We start from the raw sequence: 19061 nt of genomic DNA, 5'->3' as shown, positions 1-19061 counted from the left end.
GCAGGAAAAATCTTTTGTAATCTCATAATCTAGTTCAATTTTAACAATCCAATCAAATTCTGATCTGTTATATAATGTTGAATTAAAAAAGTAATTATGCTTAATCTGCTCCAGGTTAATTAGTTCATCCCCATCGCTATCAGAAGATTGTTCAAAGACATTTGCCGCAATTCCAGATAGCTGGTCAATATTACTTTATAACGGCTGATAAGAAAATATATTGGGGGGCAGTTTACCCTGAACCCATACAGTCACCTGGAGAAGCGATTGATATAGCCGCAAACAGTTCTGGAAAGTTATTTATTGTCAGTAAAACGTATAAAGATCAATACGGTAACAAGGTTATGAAGTGGAATGGATCAGGCTGGGATGATTACCTGCCCCTGATCGGTGCGAAGAAAATTGCATTACCAGCTGGGCCAAATGCATTTCCATTTATTGTTGATAATACAGGAAGGTTACTTTATCATAGTGGGAACTTTTGGGTGCAAGCTGGTTCATCAGGCATGAACGCTATTTCTATCGCGGCCTGTAATTACATGAAAGACATCTCGGGTTTACCAATCGTTTGTGTAATAAATGGATCTGCTCCTACCGGGGGTGGTTATGAAATCCGAAGATGGACTGGCAGCGACTGGTTTGGTCTTCCCGGGGGCGGAATGACGATTGCAGTTGCAACAGATGGCCATCCTTGGCATATACGCAACTCGACTTCTATTTACAAAAATGATAAATAGTAAAGTTTAATAATTTCAACAATTCAGCCAGTTTAACGACTGGACTTTTAGTTTTAGAAACAGTAATATCAAATTAAAAGCGGCTTAAAAAACTCAAGCCGCTTTTAATTTGATATATTTAATGATTACAATTTCCTTTTAACTTCTACTTGTTCGTAAGCTTCAACAATGTCGCCTACTTCAATATTGTTGAAGTTTTGGATATTCAATCCGCATTCGTAACCTCTAGATACCTCTTTAACATCATCTTTATAACGTTTCAATGAAGCCAATTCACCTGTGTAAATTACCACACCATCTCTAACGATACGGATTTTGCTGTTACGTGTAATTGTACCGTCTAACACCATACATCCGGCAATTGTACCCACCTTAGTAATTTTAAAGGTATCTCTGATCTCAACGTTAGCAGTGATCTTCTCTTCAAATTCTGGAGCCAACATACCTTCCATCGCCGCTTTGATCTCATTGATCGCATCGTAGATGATAGAATACAAGCGGATATCTATCTGCTCAGCCTCTGCCAATTTACGCGCACCTGATGATGGACGAACCTGGAAACCTATAATGATCGCATCAGAAGCAGAAGCTAACAACACATCAGATTCAGAGATCTGACCTACCGCTTTACTTATGATATTAATTTGAATCTCTTCAGTAGAAAGTTTCAGTAATGAATCAGATAGTGCTTCAATTGAACCATCCACATCACCTTTAACAATCAGGTTAAGCTCTTTAAAGTTACCGATCGCTAAACGACGGCCAATCTCATCAAGAGTAATGTGTTTCTGAGTACGAAGACCCTGTTCACGCATCAATTGTAAACGTTTGTTTGCAATTTCTCTTGCTTCAACTTCACTTTCAAGTGCATTGAATTTATCACCTGCAGTTGGTGCACCTTGCATACCCAATACCTGAACTGGTACTGATGGGCCAGCTTTATCTACTTTTTGTCCACGTTCGTTAAATAACGCTTTTACACGTCCACTGTAACTACCTGCCAAAATCGGATCGCCTATTTTCAATGTACCAGCCTGTACAAGAACCGTTGTAACGATACCACGCCCTTTATCCAGAGTCGCCTCAATTACACTACCTGTTGCACGCTTATTCGGATTCGCTTTTAAGTCTAACAACTCAGCCTCTAATAAAACTTTCTCTAATAGTAAGTCTACATTTAAACCGCTTTTACCAGATATCTCTTGCGACTGGAAGTTTCCACCCCAATCCTCAACAAGAATATTCATTATAGATAATTGCTCACGTATCTTATCTGAGTTTGCACCCGGTTTGTCAATTTTTGTAAAGGCAAACACTAATGGAACTCCGGCAGCTTGCGCATGGTTGATGGCCTCTTTTGTTTGAGGCATCACAGCATCATCCGCCGCTACAACAATAATTGCAATATCGGCTACCTTAGCACCACGTGCACGCATCGCTGTAAAGGCTTCGTGACCCGGTGTATCTAAGAAAGTAACTTGTTTACCTGTTGGTGTAGTTACCATGTAAGCACCAATGTGTTGGGTAATACCACCCGCCTCACCAGCAACCACATTCGCTTTACGGATATAATCTAGTAATGATGTTTTACCATGATCCACGTGTCCCATTATGGTTACAACAGGCGCTCTTGGCAATAAATCCTCCTCAGAATCTTCTTCTTSAATAACAATATCACTTTCATCATCTGGTTTAACGAATTGAATTTCGTAACCAAACTCATCAGCAACGATTGTTAAGGTTTCAGCATCCAAACGTTGGTTAATCGATACAAACATTCCCAAACTCATACAAGTTGCGATAATCTTTGTAACCGGCTCATCCATCATTGTGGCCAATTCATTTGCCGTAACAAACTCAGTAACCTTTAAAACTCTTGACTGCAACTCTTGTTCCATTGCAGCTTCATCTGCTGAAAGGGCAACATCATCACGTTTTTGACGACGTAATTTAGCACGCTGAGCAAACTTACCAGATTTACCTGCTCCACTTAAACGAGCAAGTGTTGCTTTAATCTGATCTTGTATTTCTTTTTCCGTAGGTTCTTCTTTCGGACCGCTATGACCTCCTGGGCCTCCTGGTTTGCTGTTCCTAAAGTTAGGCCTGTTGGCTGTATTGTTTGTGTTATTTCTAAAATCCGGTCTGTTGCCAACTGGAGGCGCAGGTCTTTGCTGACCCGGTTGTCCTTGTTGTCCTGACTGTCCGCCAGCTTGTTGGTTACCGCCACCACTGGCAGGTTGGCCATGGCCGCCCTGTCCAGGATGTCCACCCGGAGTTTTTTTACGTTTACGTTTTCTTTTCGCATCAGCGCTATCGGCCGAAGATGCTACTGGCTGAGATTTACGATCAGGTGTAGTTGGTAAAACAATTTTACCAATGATATTCGGACCTGAAAGTTTTACAGAGCGAGCTTTAATTACTTCCGTTTCCTCAGGTTTCTCAACCTTAGGTGCAGGAGGAGTAACAGGTACCACCTTAGGCGCCACTGGCTCTGGAGCTTTCACTACAGGTGGCTCTACAGCTTTAGGTTGTTCAACCACTACTGGCTTAACTTCTTCTACAGGTTTTACAATTTCTTGTTTTACCTCTTCAACCGGCTGCTCAACTTTCTCAACAGGTTTTTCTTCTTTTACAACTTCCTTAGGCGCTTCTTCAGCAACAGGAGCTTTTGGCTCTGGTGCCGGAGCAGGAGCTTCCTCCGCTTTAACCGGACGTGTTTTAGAATTTAAATCATCAAGATTTATCTTTCCAACTATTTTAACACCAGGTAAAGAGCCTTCTTCTGCTTTATCTGCAGGAGTTTCTGGCGCTGCCGGTTTAGCCGGAGCTTCTTCCTTAGGCTTCTCAGCTGGAGGAGTATACGAATGAAGATTCTTAATTAAAACGCCTTCGTTTTCGAATTCAACATTTTTTCTAGGTGCCTCAGCAACTTTCTCAGTTACTTCAGGTTCATCACGACGAATTTTACCAATAACAATTTGATTGGCTTCTTCTTTTACGATTTTATCGCCCTGAAACTCTTTTAACAGCGCATTATACATGTCGCGAGAGAGCTTAGTAGTGGGTTTATTCTCAACAGAAAAGCCTTTCTTTTCCAGGAACTCAACGGCCGTAGCTATCCCTACGTTAAGTTCCTTAACTGCTTTAAATAAAATTATTGGTTTGTCGTCTGACATTGATATCCTATTTTTTCTTTAATTCTTATACAAAAGTAACGTTTATTCTTATTTATTTCATCTGTAGGTCGTGAGTTTTTGTATTATTCAAATTCTGATTTCAAAATACTCATCACTTCCTTGATGGTTTCTTCCTCCAAATCGGTACGTTTAACCAATTCATCAACGGAAAGTGCTAACACACTTTTAGCAGTATCACATCCGATAGCTTTTAGCTCATCGATGATCCAGCTATCGATCTCATCCGAGAATTCTTCTATATCCACATCCTCATCTTCTTCACCAGCTTCACGATATACATCTATTTCATAACCGGTTAATTTACCAGCAAGTTTAATGTTATGACCACCGCGACCAATTGCCAATGAAACCTGATCAGGTTTTAAATAAACTGAAGCATGTTTTGTTTCATCATCTAATTTAATAGAGGTGATTTTTGCAGGGCTTAGTGCTCTGGTGATATATAATGAAATGTTATTGGTAAAGTTAATTACATCAATGTTTTCATTTTTAAGCTCTCTAACAATACCATGTATACGAGAACCCTTCATACCCACACAAGCTCCTACCGGATCAATTCTATCGTCGTAAGATTCTACAGCAACTTTTGCTCTTTCTCCAGGTTCACGAACAATTTTCTTAATGGTAATTAAACCATCAAAAATCTCAGGAACTTCGATTTCGAATAAGCGCTGTAAAAACTCAGGGGCAATTCTCGAGATAATAATTTTTGGAGTGCTGTTCACCATATCCACTTTAAGGATTACGGCACGAACGGTATCACCTTTTTTGAAATAATCAGCCGGGATCTGTTCAGTTTTAGGCATCATTAATTCGTTACCTTCATCATCAAGAACCAGTGTTTCTTTTTTCCAAACCTGATAAACCTCTCCGGTTACAATCTCTCCAACCCTGTCTTTATATTTTTTAAAAATTTCGTCTTTTTCAAGTTCCAATACTTTTGAAACAAGTGTCTGACGGGCTGCTAAAATAGCTCTTCTTCCGAAACTCTCTAAAGTGATCTGTTCAATGTAATCGTCGCCAACTTCCATATCCGGATCTAACTGTTTAACCTCGGCAAGTTCAATTTCTAAATCATCGTCCTCAGAAAAGCCATCTTCCATCACTTTTCTGGTACGCCAGATCTCTAAATCTCCGTTATCCGGGTTAACAATTACGTCACAATTCTCATCAGTACCATATTTTTTACGCAACATACTGCGAAATACCTCTTCCAGCACACTAATCACTGTAGGGCGGTCGATGTTCTTAAAGTCCTTGAACTCCTGAAATGAATCGATTAAATTAATATTGCTCATTCTTATTTAAATGAAATTAAAACCTTTGTTTCTGTTATACTATTAAAGTCGATTCCTGTTTCTACCAGTACCGCCTTTTTTCCTTTTTCTTTCACTTTTGCTTCTATAGTGATGCCTTTGTCATCTACAAAAAGCAATTTGCCTTCTTTTATTTCGCCGCCAGCAAGCTTTACACTTAAATCGCGGCCAATGTTTTTATCGTATTGTCTTTTCAGTTTCAATGGCTCACCAACTCCGGGAGACGAAACCTCTAAATTATAAGCTTTATCAATGGTGTTTTCCTCTTCCAAATGAAAACCAACATGTCTGCTAATGGCTGCGCAATCCTGTATAGTGATTCCTTCATCGCCGTCAACATGAATAATCAGTTTATTATTTGGCAGCATTTTCACCTCAACAAGAAACAACTCCGGTCTGTCCGAAATTTTTTCTTCTACTAATTCTGTTACTCTTTTTTCTATCTGCATAACCAATTCACCAGTAATAGAAAAGAGGGGACTTTTGCCCCCTCTTACCTCTATTACCGTGCAAATGTAAGAAATATTTTTGCAAATTAAAAATGCTATAACACAATCACTTCTGCTTGTAAAAGAAAGCCCTTTTTACTTCTGTTCAACTTCTTCACAGGATTAGCGTTTCTTCACACCTTGTTCACGGAAGTTATTATCTGGTTAATAATTTCTGCAAAGGTTTTATACTGTAATTCACCTTGCCCTTCATAATATCTTCGGCATTGCCAAAGCGCGCATTCAAATACGTAATAACTAAATAGTCCCTGCCTTTAACAAATGGCTCTTCAGGAACAAACACCACTTCCTCGCCATTAAGGCTTATTTGGCCCTTAACGGGCATTTCTTTTATAGCTGTATCTTTGTCAGATGGTGTTTGCAAAACCGAAACCACATCATAAAAAACAGAGTCGGCAGCTGGTGCATTTTTAAGCTGCAAAAGCCCTGGTTGGTCTATATTACCAAACACAATAGATGAACTGTCGGCCGAAAAACCTATCAAAAGTGGCTTACTATTTGTTGATGTACACGAACAAACAGGTGAAATGGCGCAAAATGCCATCAATATCCTAACAAAAATTTTAACCATAACACTAAATTAAGCTTTATGAAACTAATTGTGGAAATTTTATTAATGGGTCTTGCAGTATTTCTGGGGGCCAAAATTGTACCAGGGGTACAGGTAGATGGTTATGGAGCTGCAATTATTGCGGCCATATTAATTGCGCTGGCAAATGCCACAATTGGTTTTATTTTGCGCCTTTTCACATTCCCAATCAACTTCCTTACATTAGGATTGATGTCATTCATCATCACTGTTTTAATGATATTATTAGTTGATTACCTGATGGCTGGTTTTAATACTACCGGATTTTGGGCAGCAGCAATTTTAGCTATAGTAATTGCGTTGATTAAAGCAATATTTGGAGCTATTGCAGGTTCTGACAAGGATTAAATTCAAAAAAGAGTGTCCAAAAAGGTAAGATCGTCATCCTGAATTCATTTCAGGATCAAACCTTTTTAGACACTCTTTTTAAATTCTCTAAAGAATGCTTTGAAGATCAGCAGGAGAGTAATTTATAGATTTCAATGTCTTGTTATCTTTAGTTCTGTACACTAAAAACAACGAATCTTCCTCTTTAAAATAGGAATCACTATCATCTTTAGCCTTATAATGGGCTATTGTTTGGTTAGCTTCTTCTTCAGACTTACATGCCTTGCTCATATTTGAACGGTGCACTTCATCAAAGAGATCTTTAAACTTATCTGCAAGTCCGAATTCTAAAATAGCACCGGCTAAAACATACTGTATATCGCATAAAGCATCTGCCACCTCAACCAGGTTATTGTCTTCAATTGCTTGTTGCAATTCCTTCACCTCTTCAACCAGCAACGAAACCCTTAAGTCACTTCTTTGTTTTGATGGAATAATTGGCGAATTCTCTATAGGGTGCTTAAATGTTCTGTGAAATTCGGCTACCTGATTCAATGAGTTTGACTCTTTCATGCTTTAATATTGATTTATATTTTTTTTTAATTTTTTTCTTTTACGTGGTCGGCTAGTTCATATCCGCTTTGCTCACTTTTATCTTCTAAAAACAACAGTACTATTAATGAAATGATAGGAATAAGGAAGGAGATAAGAAACCAGAACCAAAACTTCCTGCCCATACTTTTCGCAAGTATCCCAGCCACAATTTGCGGGATTAACATAACGCATAAAAGGAGAATTTCGGGCATATTTCTTTATTTTTATAAACTCAATAAGCTTATAAAAACAAAGATAATGATTACGATTATTTAACGGATAATCTCTCTGGAGATTACCATTTTTTGAATTTCAGAAGTTCCTTCGTAAATCTGGGTGATCTTAGCGTCACGCATCAATCGCTCAACATGATACTCTTTTACGAATCCATAACCGCCGTGTATCTGAACAGCCTCTACCGTTACATCCATGGCTACTTTTGAAGCATACAGCTTAGCCATTGAGCCAGCAAGCGTGTAGGGTTGCCCCTGGTCTTTTAACCATGCCGCTTTATAAACCAACATTCTTGCTGCTTCTATGCTGGTGGCCATATCTGCAAGCTTAAAAGCTATTGCCTGATGTTCTGCAATGGGCTTACCAAACGATTTACGTTGTTTAGCGTAGCTTAACGCCAGCTCATATGCTCCGGCTGCAATGCCAAGCGCCTGTGCTGCAATGCCAATTCGGCCTCCCTCCAGCGTTTTCATGGCAAACTTAAATCCAAACCCATCTTCACCAATTCTATTCTCTTTTGGCACTTTAACGTCGTTAAACATTAGAGAATGTGTATCAGAACCACGGATGCCCAATTTGTTTTCTTTTGGGCCAACCGTAAAACCTTCCATACCCTTTTCTACTATAAATGCATTTATCCCTTTATGTTTTAATGCCTTATTTGTTTGCGCAATTACGAGGTATGTTGAGGCCGTACTACCATTGGTAATCCAATTCTTGGTGCCATTTAGCAGGTAATAATCGCCTTTATCTTCTGCGGTTGTTTGTTGCGATGTTGCATCAGAACCTGCTTCTGGCTCCGATAAACAAAAGGCTCCGATCTTTTCGCCGGATGCCAAAGGCTTTAAATATTTTTCTTTTTGTGCCTCAGAACCGAACGCTTCTAAACCGTAACATACCAAAGAATTATTTACAGAAACAACTACAGATGCCGATGCATCTACTTTAGACAGTTCTTCCATTACCAGCACGTATGAAACTGCATCCATACCGCTACCGTTGTATTTTTCTGAAACCATCATCCCTAAAAACCCCAGCTCGCCAAGCTTTTTCACTTGTTCTGCCGGAAATTTCTGGTGTTCATCTCTTTCAATAACTCCAGGCTTAAGTTCATTTTGTGCAAAATCCCTTGCCGCCTGCTGAATCATCAATTGTTCTTCACTTAGTTGAAATAGCATAATTATATATAATAAAAAAATACGTACAGCCAAATTTAGTATTTCTCAACCAAATTACTATGGTAGCATAGTATTATTTTTTATAGTGTAATTACAGCCTATTTTAGCAAATGGTTATTATCATCAGGAAAAACCAATATCGGGTGATATTTTTTCGCTTCTTCTATTGGTAAAGATCCGTAAGACATGATGATAAGAATATCACCCACCTGAACTTTACGGGCTGTAGCTCCATTTAAACAAATGGTTCCTGTTCCTCTTTCGCCTTTTATTACATAGGTTTCAAAACGCTCACCGTTATTGTTGTTTACGATCTGCACTTTCTCGTTTGCAATAATTTGGGCAGCATCMATTAGATCTTCATCAATGGTAATACTTCCAACATAATTCAGTTCTGCCTGTGTTACTTTAACACGGTGGATCTTCGATTTTAATATCTCGATAATCATAATGCAAAGTTAGATAAAGTTTCTGAATGAATGATTTCCCGTTTTTCAGCTAAGTATCATATTATCGATAAGCCTTGTTTGCCCTACTTTGGCAGCTACAAGAGCTATAATATTCTGATCATTTTTGTTTGTCTCAGGAAGTAATGTTTTTCCATCGGCAATTGTAAAATAGTCGAGCTCAACTCCGGGCGTTTCTTCAATTAACTGTTTAGCCTTTTCTAAAAGCTCGGGAATGCTTTTATTCTTGAAATTATCACTTACGTAGGTAAGCGCCTTGCTTAATACCAACGCATTTTTTCTGTCGGCAGCACTAAGGTGTATATTTCTTGAACTCATGGCAAGCCCATCGTCTTCTCTTATAATCGGACAAGAAATGATTTGAACAGGAAGGTTGAAGTAGGCAACCATGTTTTGGATCATCAGCACCTGCTGGTAGTCCTTTTGTCCAAAAAACGCGACATCCGGGCTTACAGCATCAAACAGTTTTTTTACAATTTGGGTAACCCCTTGATAATGACCTTTTCTAAATTCACCCTCTAAAAGAAATTCGGCAGGGCCCAGATCAATATGCCATTTCTCTTCAGTCGGATACATCTCCTTTACCGAAGGCATGAATACCACATCACATCCGGCGTCTTTAAGCATGGCCATATCATGCTCTAGCGGGCGCGGATATCTCTCTAAATCTTTAGGGTCCGTAAATTGGGTAGGGTTCACAAAAATACTGCAAACCACTATATCAGCCTGCTTTTGGGCCATCTTTATTAATGATACATGACCTTTATGCAGCGCACCCATAGTTGGCACTAAAGCAATTTTCTGCTGGGCCAATTTAATTGGGCCAAGCAACGACTTTAACGCCGCAATAGTATTTAGTACTTCCAAACCAGCTTATAAAATTTCAGGGGGCAAAGTTGGTTATTTATCTATTCCCAACAAAACATCTTGCGTATTATATTGATAAATGTTATTATTTTGCTTACCTTTGCCCCTTGATAATCTTTTCTTTAACATAAATTTTTATTTACGAATATGGAGATGGCCAAAACGAAGCTACTGATTGTTACACACGAGATGTCGCCTTTCCTTGAACTCACAAAGATTTCAGAAATTACCCGTCAGTTACCTCAGGCAATGCAGGATAAAGGATTTGAAATCCGTATTTTAATGCCAAGGTTTGGAAACATTAATGAAAGAAGGAACAGATTACACGAGGTTATCCGTCTTTCGGGCATGAACATCATTATTGATGACAATGATAACCCGTTAATCATTAAAGTTGCCTCAATTCCGGCAGCAAGGATGCAAGTTTACTTTCTGGATAATGAAGATTATTTCCAACGCAAGTATGTATTTAGGGATAAGGAAGACAAGTTCTACGCTGATAACGATGAAAGAACAATTTTCTTCTGTAAAGGTGCACTTGAAACTGTTAAAAAATTAGGCTGGTCGCCAGATATCGTTCATTGCCATGGCTGGATGACATCCTTAGTACCTGCGTACATTAAAACTACTTACAAAAACGATCCTACTTTTAAAAATTCAAAAGTGGTGTATTCAATTTATGAGGACTGTTTCTCTGAAACAATGAATACTGATCTGTACAAAAAAGCAGTAATGAACTCTATGACTGTTGAGGATACTAAAGTATTTGAAAAAGCAGATTGTAGTGCCTTGCATATTGGAGCAGTAACGTATTCTGATGCATTAGTTTTAGCTGATGAAAACATCAATGCTGATGTGTTAAAATTTGTTAAAGATTCTAATAAGCCAACTTTAGCTTTTAATTTAACCGAAAATTTCGAAAACTTCTACTCATTATATGAAGAAATTTCGGATGAAGAATTGGTTTCAATAGCTTAAACTCAGGTATTCTAAAATATGAAATTTATAAAACTAGACTTATTGACCCTGTTGATAGGTCTTTTTCTTTTTGCATCTTGTAAAGATGCCAATACTATCGGCCTTACACCTGATGGCGACTCTCCTATTAAAGGTATTTTAGACAATACCGTTCTGGTTGATTCCAAAACTGTTCTTGATTCAGCTACTGCATCAATTGGATTGGCAAGACATCCTTTGGGTTACATTACCGGAGATGCTACTTTTGGAACTACCGAAGCAAGCCTTTCTATGACGGTAAGCCTTCCTTCAACTAGTTATAGCTTTGGAGGAATACCAACTGTAGATTCGGCAGTACTCGTTTTGCCTTACTCAACTCAATTTTATGGTGATACAACAACTTCGGTTTATAGCCTTAATGTGCACCAGCTTAAAGATGACCTCTCTTTGCAAAAGGTCTTTTTAAGCAACAAAGTATGGCCTGTAGAAACTGAGGTGGTAGGCTCTCTTACCACTAAGATAAAGCCAAAAACACCTTTTAAAATTACTGATATCGTAACAGGAAAACCTGATACGCTTAAGGCTGTTGTTCCTCAATTAAGGATAAAGCTTAGTAATTCATTTATTCAGGAACACATTTTAAATGTAGATTCAGCACTAAGAGCAACAAACACTAAATTCTCAGCAGTATTTAAAGGTCTGCAGGTAAGTGTTAACAAGACCTCATCAAGTGGCCCTGGAGGTGTAATGTTTATTAATTTTGGCGGAACTGATGCTAATCTTCAAATTTATTACAAAAAACAGGTAGGAACAAGTGTTGTAGAGAAAGATACTGTAGCCGTTAATTTCCCTATTTCATCAAGTTCAGGCCCTATTGCGGCAACGGTTAAGCATGATTACACCGGAACACCTGTTAAAGCACAATTAGATGCGCCAACGGCATCTTTTGACGTTACATATTTGCAAGCACTTTCTGGCGTAAGGAATAAAATTTCTTTCCCTGATCTAAAAGCTTTTGTAGACAAGGTAAAGGCTGGAAATGCAGATGCACGTGTAGTAATTAACAGGGCAGAATTGGTTGTTAATCTTAAAAGCGGAACAGATGTATCGCCATGGAATGCTGCTCAGCGGCTATCTCTTTACAGACTTGATATAGCCGGTCAGAGAGCAAATATTCCTGACAACGAAGGCCCTACACAAGCCAATCCGACACCGCCCGCTACCTATGCAGGCTCTGAAGCAGCATTTGGTGGATTCTATGACACGGTTAACAAAAGATATATATTTACAGTAACTAGTTACCTGCAAGCTCTGATTGACAACAAGACTGTCGATTATGGTACTTACCTGGCACCTAGCTCACTTACTGAGTACAATGTTTTCCCTTCTTTAACTTCCGGTGCAAGGTCAATCATAAACACTGCAACCCCGGCTACGGGCGAAAAAGGTATTAAGTTAAACATCTATTATACCAGAATTGACTAGCTAAATTTATTTATACACTATTGTGTTTATATCCTCCGAGATCATTAATTTCGGAGGATATATTTTTTAAACCCAGTATGTATGTGTGGAATAGTTGGTTATATCGGTCACAGAGAAGCGTGGCCAATAGTTATTAAAGGACTAAAAAGATTAGAATACCGCGGATACGACAGTGCTGGTATTGCGCTTATTTCTGATGATGGATTAAACATCTATAAAAAGGCAGGAAAGGTTACAGAACTGGAGAACTTTGCTGCAGGTAAGAATTTATCTGGCACAGCGGGAATTGGCCATACCAGATGGGCTACCCATGGAGCCCCTTCCGATAGAAACTCGCACCCCCATACATCCAACAATGGCAAGCTTACTATAATTCACAACGGGATTATTGAGAACTATGCTACACTCAAAGAAGAGCTAATAACCAGGGGCCACGACTTTAAAAGTGATACCGATACCGAAGTTCTGGTACACTTAATTGAAGAAATTTATAAAAACGAAAAGATAGATCTGCTGGAAGCTGTTCGACTGGCCTTACGTGAGGTTAGTGGAGCTTACGCAATTGTTTTGATGGACGAGGAGCATCCAGATCAACTGATCGCTGCAAGAAAAGGAAGTCCAATGGTTATAGGAGTTGGCGATGGAGAATACTTTATTGCTTCGGATGCCACGCCTATTGTTGAGTACACCAAAAATGTGATCTACCTGAACGATAATGAAATTGCATTTATTAAACGCGATGAGTTATTGATAAAACGCCTGGATAATGTAGTACAAACACCTTATGTTCAAGAGCTCGAGTTAAAACTTGAGATGCTCGAAAAAGGTGGGTATGAACATTTCATGCTAAAAGAGATCTTTGAGCAGTCGCGCTCAATCAGAGATTGTATGAGAGGCCGTATCTATCCAAACGAAGGTAAAGTACAACTGGGCGGAATAAAAGAATATGCCGACAAGCTAAAAAATATTGATCGTATAATTATTGTTGCCTGTGGCACTTCATGGCATGCTGGTCTTGTAGGTGAGTATTTGATTGAAGAATATGCAAGAATCCCTGTAGAAGTGGAATATGCATCAGAATTTAGATACAGAAATCCAATAATTACTGAAAAAGACATCGTGATTGCCATTTCTCAATCTGGAGAAACAGCAGATACAATGGCCGCAATTGAAATGGCCAAAGAGAGGGGTGCGACGATTTTTGGTGTATGTAACGTTGTGGGCGCCTCCATACCACGATTAACACATGCCGGTGTTTATACACATGCCGGACCTGAAATTGGAGTTGCTTCAACCAAAGCCTTTACTGCTCAGGTTACGGTGCTTACTTTAATGGCTTTTTATATGGCTCAGCAAAAAGGTACGCTTACCAATTCAAAATTGGTTGAACTACTTACCGAGTTAGATTGCATCCCAGATAAAATACAAGTGGCGCTTGAATCTAATGATCTTATAAAAGAAATTGCCGAGAAATTTAAKGATTCAAGAAATTGCCTATTCCTTGGCAGGGGAAGTGGTTTCCCTGTAGCGCTGGAAGGAGCTTTAAAGCTCAAGGAGATCTCTTACATCCATGCCGAGGGATATCCGGCCGCCGAGATGAAACACGGCCCCATAGCGCTTATAGACGAGGAAATGCCAGTAGTTGTTATCGCCACTAAAAATTCATCTTACGAGAAAGTAATCAGCAATATCCAGGAAGTGAAGGCCAGAAAAGGAATTGTCTTGGCGATAGTCACCGAGGGAGATGTTGAGGTTAGAAAAATGGTAGATTATTGTATAGAGATACCTGATGCCAGTGAGGCATTCTTACCATTACTGGCCACAATACCGCTTCAATTGCTATCTTATCATATCGCAGTATTAAGAGGCTGCAATGTAGACCAACCGAGAAATCTGGCTAAATCTGTTACTGTGGAGTAACAGATTTAGTTCTTTATATTTAGTTAGAAAGGCAAATCACCTGAAGCGTCGCTTGGATCAATGTAATCCGTTTCGCTTTTTGGCGTACTATTCTCGCCCGTAGATGGGGTTTGTTCAAAATCACTCTTTCTGCCCAGAATTGTAAAATTCTCTGCAACTACTTCTGTAACATACTTCTTTACTCGCTCTTTGTCTTCAAAAGAGCGGGTACGAAGCTTACCTTCAATATACACCAGTTTGCCCTTTTGCAAATACTTTGAGGCTACTTCTGCTAAACCTCTCCACAAAACAATATTATGCCACTCTGTTTGCTCTATTCTTTTGCCATCTTTGTTATACGTCTCTGATGTTGCCAATGGGAAACTTGCTACGGTTACACCTCCATCTAAATGTCTGACTTCAGGATCTTTTCCTAAATGTCCTACTAAAATAACTTTGTTAATACCTGACATGAATTCTGATTTATCTAATTTACGGAATAAGAGCTTATAAAATTTGTTATCACTTTAGGTTGTGGCAATTCGTCCAGCTCGCTTAATGAAACCCATTTTATTTCTGCATTCTGATTAAAGTTAATGATATAATTATCTAAAGCAAAAAATTGAACATATATAGTTTGGTGGGTCAATAAATGTTTTTTCTGCTCTAATGGCGTAATTGTACAGGTGTCGCCAAAATTATTCTTCAATATGGTCAGGAATTGTTCTTGTGCTTCCAGGTAATTGTCGTCAGTTTCTATTAAAGGAAAATCATACAGCTCCTGCCAGATGTCTCCAGGATTCCTTTTGTTTACCAGGATTTCATCTCCATTAAAACATACCAGATAGTTAAAATAACGAGTGCGTTTTTTAAGTTTTTTCTCTTTAACAGGAAGCATATTTACAAGATCATTTTTCCTGGCAAAACAATCAGATTGAACAGGGCAGGATTCGCAGGCAGGAGATTTAGGCTTGCAATGCAACGCTCCAAACTCCATAATGGCCTGGTTGTATACAGAAGGTTCTTGTCCGGCTATTAGATTTTGTGCCAACTCTATGAATTGCTTTTTCCCGGCAGGACTGTTTATTGGGGTTTCAATTCCAAAATATCTCGACAATACTCTAAACACGTTGCCATCCAGAACTGCTTTCATCTCATTCGAAGAAAACGATGAAATGGCTGCAGCGGTATAATCCCCTATTCCTTTCAAGCGAATTAGATCATCATACTTTGTAGGGAATTTCCCATCATAAACTTCCTGGATCTGCTTGGCAGTATAAAGCATGTTTCTTCCTCTTGAATAATAACCCAACCCCTGCCATAGTTTAAGTATCTGTGTTTCTGTAGCTGCAGCAAACGCAGTAACTGTTGGGTAATTTTCTAAAAATCTATTAAAATAAGGCAATCCTTGTTCTACCCTGGTTTGTTGCAATATAATTTCTGAAAGCCAGATCACATAAGCATCCGTTGTACCCCGCCATGGTAAGTCTCTTTTATGATTTAAATACCATTTTACTATTTCTGTTTGAAAAGCCATAGACGCAAAAATACGGCGTTATTAATTTGTTTTCGGCAAAACTTGCAATTCTCTGATACAATATGAAACAAATAAATCATCTTTTATTTTCCTATCTCATTAAAAAGCAATACTTTTGCAACCCCAAAACACTTATAAAGTATATAATACACTATAAATAAATAATAGAATATGACTAAGGCAGATATTATTTCAGAAATATCAACAAAAACAGGAATTGAAAAGGTAGATGTACAAGAAACCGTTGAGGCATTTTTCAAAGTGATCAAGAACAGTATGATCGGAGGAGAGAATGTATATGTTAGAGGTTTTGGTAGTTTTGTTGTAAAAAAGAGAGCGCAAAAAACTGCGAGAAATATTTCTAAAAACACTGCAATTATTATCCCAGAGCATTTTGTACCAAGTTTCAAACCAGCAAAAGTGTTTGTTGACAAAGTAAAAAACAACTCTAAAAAAGTAAGCGTAGAAGCTTAATCAACTTATGCTAAACAATATCCGTTCAAGACAAATTATCATAATTGGAGCAATAGTATTGCTTGGAGCTTTTTTGTTTACAAGGGATATTAAAGGTTTAGTTAAGCCAAAAGAGCAGACAACGAATGTTCCAGCCGCAGGGCAGATGACATCGGAAACCCCTCAGCCAATTAGTTTGGAAGAAGTTTCGGCTTCTGGTAAAACCCTGATCAGTCCAAACTTTGCCGCTGAAATTACTTCACTTGAGAGCACATATAAAGCTTCTACCGATAAGGTTACGGCCGCTAAAGTGCTTGCGCAAAAGTGGGATGATGTTGATCAAAGTGCACCAAGCGCTTTATACCTTGAGATTATAGCCAATCAAGAGAAAACATTAGCCAGCTGGTTAATTACCGGAGACCGTTTTTTAAAGGCATTTGACAACTCAAGAGACAGTATATTACAACCTGCATTATTACAAAGAGCAAATGCTGCTTATACTAATGCCGTAAGTATTGACTCAACAAGTGCTGATGCTAAGACAGGCCTGGGAATTACCATTGTTAATGGAATGGGAATGCCAATGAAAGGTATTGCGTTATTGATGGATGTGGTAAAAAAAGACCCAAAGAATTTGAAAGCGAATATGAGTTTAGGTACATTCGCAATTAAATCTGGCCAGTTTGATAAAGCCATAACCAGATTTAACAACATTATCGCCATTAAGCCTACTCCCGATGCGTACTTCTATTTAGCCACAGCTTACGAAAGCCTTGGTAAAAATGCAGATGCTATTGATGCTTATCTTAAGAGTAAAAAGCTAGCCGCCAATCCCAAATTATCTAAATTCATTGATGATAAAGTATTGGAGCTAAAGAGTAAAAATTAATAAACAGATTAAAAAAAATATTTAAAATTCAAGATTATGCCAAGCGGTAAAAAAAGAAAAAGACATAAAATGGCTACCCACAAACGCAAAAAACGTTTAAGAAAAAACAGACATAAGAAAAAATAATTTTTCTTAATGTTTTGCATAGAAAATAAGGCTACGACAAGATCTTAGCCTTATTTTTCGTTGCAATGTTTTTTTTATTTGTCCATGTGTTAATAAGGCATTTAATGCCTTAAAATCTGTAGCTTTTGGTAAAAGAATTAATTATAGATTCCTCTCCACTGGGAGTAACCATAGCTTTAGTTGAAGACAAACAACTTGTAGAACTTCATAAAGAACAGATCAACAACAATTACGCCGTTGGCGACATTTATTTAGGCCGCATCAAAAAAATCATGCCGGGTCTAAATGCTGCGTTCGTAGATGTTGGTTATGAAAAAGATGCATTTCTGCATTATTTTGATCTTGGTCCTCAAGTCCAATCTTTAATTAAGCTAACTAAAATCAAGCGTAATGGCTCTGTTAATGGCACTTTACTGGATAATTTCAAGCTAGAGGGAGACATTAACAAAGCAGGCAAAATATCGGAAGTAGTAAGCAAGAATCTTGTTTTACCTGTTCAGATAGCAAAAGAGCCAATTTCAACTAAAGGTCCTCGTTTAAGTTCAGACCTTTCAATAGCTGGCAGATATATTGTATTAGTTCCTTTCTCTAATGTAATCTCTATTTCAAAAAAGATTAAAAGCAATACCGAACGTAATCGTTTAAAAAAGATTATTGAAAGTATTAAACCTAAAAATTTTGGAGTAATTATCAGAACCGTTTCTGAAGGAAAAGGAGTTGCAGAACTTCAAAAAGACCTTTTGGATTCTGTAGCTAAATGGGAAAGCTTTATTAAAAAGCTTCCTGATGCAGAACCTTCTAAACGAGTTTGGGGAGAAATGGATCGGACATCAACATTGATCCGTGATATTTTAAGCACTGACTTTACAAATGTTTATGTAAGCGACAATAGCCTGTTTGAAGATATTCGTTCCTATGTTCACGAAATCTCTCCGGAAATGGAAAAGATCGTGAAACTGTACAAACATAAAGAACCTATTTTTGAGCATTTCGGCATTGAGAAACAAATCAAGAACTCTTTTGGTAAAACAGTAAACTTAGCTGGAGGAGCCTACCTTGTTGTTGAACATACTGAAGCGCTTCATGTTATTGATGTAAACAGCGGAAACAGAACAGCCAGCAAAGAGAATCAGGAAGACAATGCCTTGCAGGTGAATAAAGAAGCCGCCAAGGAGATTGCCCGCCAACTTCGTTTAAGGGATATGGGTGGTATTKTAGTAATCGATTTTATCGATATGCACAAGCCTGTTAACCGTAAAATGTTGTTCGACTATCTTAAGGATCTGATGTTACTGGATCGTGCTAAGCACACCATATTGCCGCCAAGTAAGTTTGGCCTTGTTCAGATCACACGTCAGCGTGTAAGGCCCGAAATGAACATTGTAACCAGTGAGAAATGCCCTACCTGTGACGGTACGGGGGAAATTAAGGCCAGTATTGTTTTAATGGATGACATTGAAAATAACCTGACCTATATTTTGCAGGAGCAAAACGAAAAAAATATTACGCTTTGTGTACACCCGTATATTGAAGCTTTCATTAAAAAGGGCTTTATCTCTTTACAGTGGAAATGGTTTTTTAAATTCGGACAACGAATTAAAATCAGATCAGTCTCGTCTTATAATTTGACTGAGTTTCACTTTCTTTCTTCAAAAGACGAAGAAATTAAATTGTAAAAATTAACTTATTAACTAAACAGG

Annotated in this window: 18 protein-coding genes; 8 read left to right on the top strand and 10 right to left on the bottom strand. The window is 38.3% G+C overall.

Annotated features, from left to right (window positions below):
* Nucleotides 1-161: 161 nt before the first annotated feature.
* Nucleotides 162-737 carry a hypothetical protein gene (locus AC1DDK_RS23750; RefSeq protein ID WP_288883994.1) on the top strand — a complete coding sequence of 192 codons (576 nt, stop codon included), beginning with the start codon at nucleotides 162-164 and terminating at the stop codon, nucleotides 735-737.
* A 125-nt stretch (nucleotides 738-862) separates the two neighbouring features.
* Here AC1DDK_RS23750 and infB read toward each other — a convergent pair whose 3' ends face one another.
* From infB to AC1DDK_RS23730, 4 genes are all read right to left on the bottom strand, one after another.
* Complete coding sequence (gene infB, locus AC1DDK_RS23745) at nucleotides 863-3913, bottom strand: translation initiation factor IF-2 (protein ID WP_477634107.1); 3051 nt, start codon at nucleotides 3911-3913, stop codon at nucleotides 863-865.
* 83 nt (nucleotides 3914-3996) lie between these two features.
* Nucleotides 3997-5232: a transcription termination factor NusA gene (gene nusA, locus AC1DDK_RS23740; RefSeq protein WP_048907881.1), complete on the bottom strand. Its 1236-nt coding sequence runs from the start codon at nucleotides 5230-5232 to the stop codon at nucleotides 3997-3999.
* Nucleotides 5233-5234: 2 nt separating this feature from the next.
* On the bottom strand, nucleotides 5235-5699 hold the full coding sequence (gene rimP, locus AC1DDK_RS23735; protein WP_288884024.1) for a ribosome assembly cofactor RimP: 465 nt from the start codon (nucleotides 5697-5699) through the stop codon (nucleotides 5235-5237).
* 196 nt (nucleotides 5700-5895) lie between these two features.
* The gene (locus AC1DDK_RS23730; protein ID WP_288884430.1) at nucleotides 5896-6330 is read right to left on the bottom strand and encodes a hypothetical protein; all 435 of its coding nucleotides are present in this window, start codon (nucleotides 6328-6330) and stop codon (nucleotides 5896-5898) included.
* An 18-nt stretch (nucleotides 6331-6348) separates the two neighbouring features.
* Here AC1DDK_RS23730 and AC1DDK_RS23725 point away from each other — a divergent pair, with 18 nt between their 5' ends.
* A complete protein-coding gene (locus AC1DDK_RS23725; protein ID WP_172659207.1) occupies nucleotides 6349-6696 on the top strand; it encodes a phage holin family protein in 348 nt (115 codons plus the stop codon).
* A gap of 87 nt (nucleotides 6697-6783) precedes the next feature.
* Here the strand turns inward: AC1DDK_RS23725 and AC1DDK_RS23720 are convergent, their stop codons facing one another.
* The 4 genes from AC1DDK_RS23720 to panC all read right to left on the bottom strand — a co-directional run bounded on the left by AC1DDK_RS23720 (nucleotide 6784) and on the right by panC (nucleotide 10015).
* Nucleotides 6784-7248, bottom strand: coding sequence for a pyrophosphohydrolase domain-containing protein (locus AC1DDK_RS23720; protein WP_068886808.1), 465 nt, complete (start codon nucleotides 7246-7248; stop codon nucleotides 6784-6786).
* Between the two features lie 293 nt (nucleotides 7249-7541).
* Nucleotides 7542-8681 (bottom strand): acyl-CoA dehydrogenase, encoded by a 1140-nt coding sequence (locus AC1DDK_RS23715; protein WP_288884432.1) that lies wholly within the window; start codon nucleotides 8679-8681, stop codon nucleotides 7542-7544.
* A gap of 98 nt (nucleotides 8682-8779) precedes the next feature.
* The gene (panD, locus tag AC1DDK_RS23710) at nucleotides 8780-9130 is read right to left on the bottom strand and encodes an aspartate 1-decarboxylase (protein WP_477634106.1); all 351 of its coding nucleotides are present in this window, start codon (nucleotides 9128-9130) and stop codon (nucleotides 8780-8782) included.
* Between the two features lie 45 nt (nucleotides 9131-9175).
* A complete protein-coding gene (gene panC, locus AC1DDK_RS23705) occupies nucleotides 9176-10015 on the bottom strand; it encodes a pantoate--beta-alanine ligase (RefSeq protein ID WP_172659211.1) in 840 nt (279 codons plus the stop codon).
* Between the two features lie 153 nt (nucleotides 10016-10168).
* Here panC and AC1DDK_RS23700 point away from each other — a divergent pair, with 153 nt between their 5' ends.
* From AC1DDK_RS23700 to glmS, 3 genes are all read left to right on the top strand, one after another.
* Nucleotides 10169-10993 carry a glycogen/starch synthase gene (locus AC1DDK_RS23700; RefSeq protein ID WP_337718242.1) on the top strand — a complete coding sequence of 275 codons (825 nt, stop codon included), beginning with the start codon at nucleotides 10169-10171 and terminating at the stop codon, nucleotides 10991-10993.
* An 18-nt stretch (nucleotides 10994-11011) separates the two neighbouring features.
* Nucleotides 11012-12457, top strand: a complete 1446-nt coding sequence (locus AC1DDK_RS23695) for a DUF4270 domain-containing protein (RefSeq protein ID WP_172659212.1) — start codon at nucleotides 11012-11014, stop codon at nucleotides 12455-12457.
* 81 nt (nucleotides 12458-12538) lie between these two features.
* Nucleotides 12539-14377 carry a glutamine--fructose-6-phosphate transaminase (isomerizing) gene (gene glmS, locus AC1DDK_RS23690; RefSeq protein WP_477634105.1) on the top strand — a complete coding sequence of 613 codons (1839 nt, stop codon included), beginning with the start codon at nucleotides 12539-12541 and terminating at the stop codon, nucleotides 14375-14377.
* A 23-nt stretch (nucleotides 14378-14400) separates the two neighbouring features.
* On the opposite strand, the gene AC1DDK_RS23685 is transcribed toward glmS, so the two are convergent.
* Both AC1DDK_RS23685 and mutY read right to left on the bottom strand, forming a co-directional pair.
* On the bottom strand, nucleotides 14401-14829 hold the full coding sequence (locus AC1DDK_RS23685) for a single-stranded DNA-binding protein (protein ID WP_048907892.1): 429 nt from the start codon (nucleotides 14827-14829) through the stop codon (nucleotides 14401-14403).
* 14 nt (nucleotides 14830-14843) lie between these two features.
* Complete coding sequence (mutY, locus tag AC1DDK_RS23680; protein WP_337718240.1) at nucleotides 14844-15893, bottom strand: A/G-specific adenine glycosylase; 1050 nt, start codon at nucleotides 15891-15893, stop codon at nucleotides 14844-14846.
* 171 nt (nucleotides 15894-16064) lie between these two features.
* On the opposite strand from mutY, the gene AC1DDK_RS23675 reads away from it, so the two are divergent.
* From AC1DDK_RS23675 to AC1DDK_RS23665, 3 genes are all read left to right on the top strand, one after another.
* Nucleotides 16065-16367: an HU family DNA-binding protein gene (locus tag AC1DDK_RS23675; RefSeq protein WP_008240139.1), complete on the top strand. Its 303-nt coding sequence runs from the start codon at nucleotides 16065-16067 to the stop codon at nucleotides 16365-16367.
* A gap of 7 nt (nucleotides 16368-16374) precedes the next feature.
* On the top strand, nucleotides 16375-17235 hold the full coding sequence (locus tag AC1DDK_RS23670) for a tetratricopeptide repeat protein (protein WP_172659215.1): 861 nt from the start codon (nucleotides 16375-16377) through the stop codon (nucleotides 17233-17235).
* A gap of 251 nt (nucleotides 17236-17486) precedes the next feature.
* Nucleotides 17487-19037 carry an Rne/Rng family ribonuclease gene (locus AC1DDK_RS23665; protein WP_477634104.1) on the top strand — a complete coding sequence of 517 codons (1551 nt, stop codon included), beginning with the start codon at nucleotides 17487-17489 and terminating at the stop codon, nucleotides 19035-19037.
* The last annotated feature ends 24 nt before the right edge of the window (nucleotides 19038-19061 follow it).

This window comes from Pedobacter sp. 05T44 (assembly GCF_056395985.1).
This window is presented reverse-complemented; position numbering and strand designations above follow the sequence as displayed.

Excerpts from the sequence above, each read along its gene's own strand:
- AC1DDK_RS23675 (WP_008240139.1), top strand. The coding sequence starts at position 16,065 with ATGACTAAGGCAGATATTATTTCAGAAATATCAACAAAAACAGGAATT.
- AC1DDK_RS23720 (WP_068886808.1), bottom strand. The coding sequence starts at position 7,248 with ATGAAAGAGTCAAACTCATTGAATCAGGTAGCCGAATTTCACAGAACA.
- mutY (WP_337718240.1), bottom strand. The coding sequence starts at position 15,893 with ATGGCTTTTCAAACAGAAATAGTAAAATGGTATTTAAATCATAAAAGA.
- rimP (WP_288884024.1), bottom strand. The coding sequence starts at position 5,699 with ATGCAGATAGAAAAAAGAGTAACAGAATTAGTAGAAGAAAAAATTTCG.
- nusA (WP_048907881.1), bottom strand. The coding sequence starts at position 5,232 with ATGAGCAATATTAATTTAATCGATTCATTTCAGGAGTTCAAGGACTTT.
- AC1DDK_RS23700 (WP_337718242.1), top strand. The coding sequence starts at position 10,169 with ATGGCCAAAACGAAGCTACTGATTGTTACACACGAGATGTCGCCTTTC.
- AC1DDK_RS23685 (WP_048907892.1), bottom strand. The coding sequence starts at position 14,829 with ATGTCAGGTATTAACAAAGTTATTTTAGTAGGACATTTAGGAAAAGAT.
- AC1DDK_RS23695 (WP_172659212.1), top strand. The coding sequence starts at position 11,012 with ATGAAATTTATAAAACTAGACTTATTGACCCTGTTGATAGGTCTTTTT.
- AC1DDK_RS23725 (WP_172659207.1), top strand. The coding sequence starts at position 6,349 with ATGAAACTAATTGTGGAAATTTTATTAATGGGTCTTGCAGTATTTCTG.
- AC1DDK_RS23715 (WP_288884432.1), bottom strand. The coding sequence starts at position 8,681 with ATGCTATTTCAACTAAGTGAAGAACAATTGATGATTCAGCAGGCGGCA.
- AC1DDK_RS23730 (WP_288884430.1), bottom strand. The coding sequence starts at position 6,330 with ATGGTTAAAATTTTTGTTAGGATATTGATGGCATTTTGCGCCATTTCA.
- AC1DDK_RS23670 (WP_172659215.1), top strand. The coding sequence starts at position 16,375 with ATGCTAAACAATATCCGTTCAAGACAAATTATCATAATTGGAGCAATA.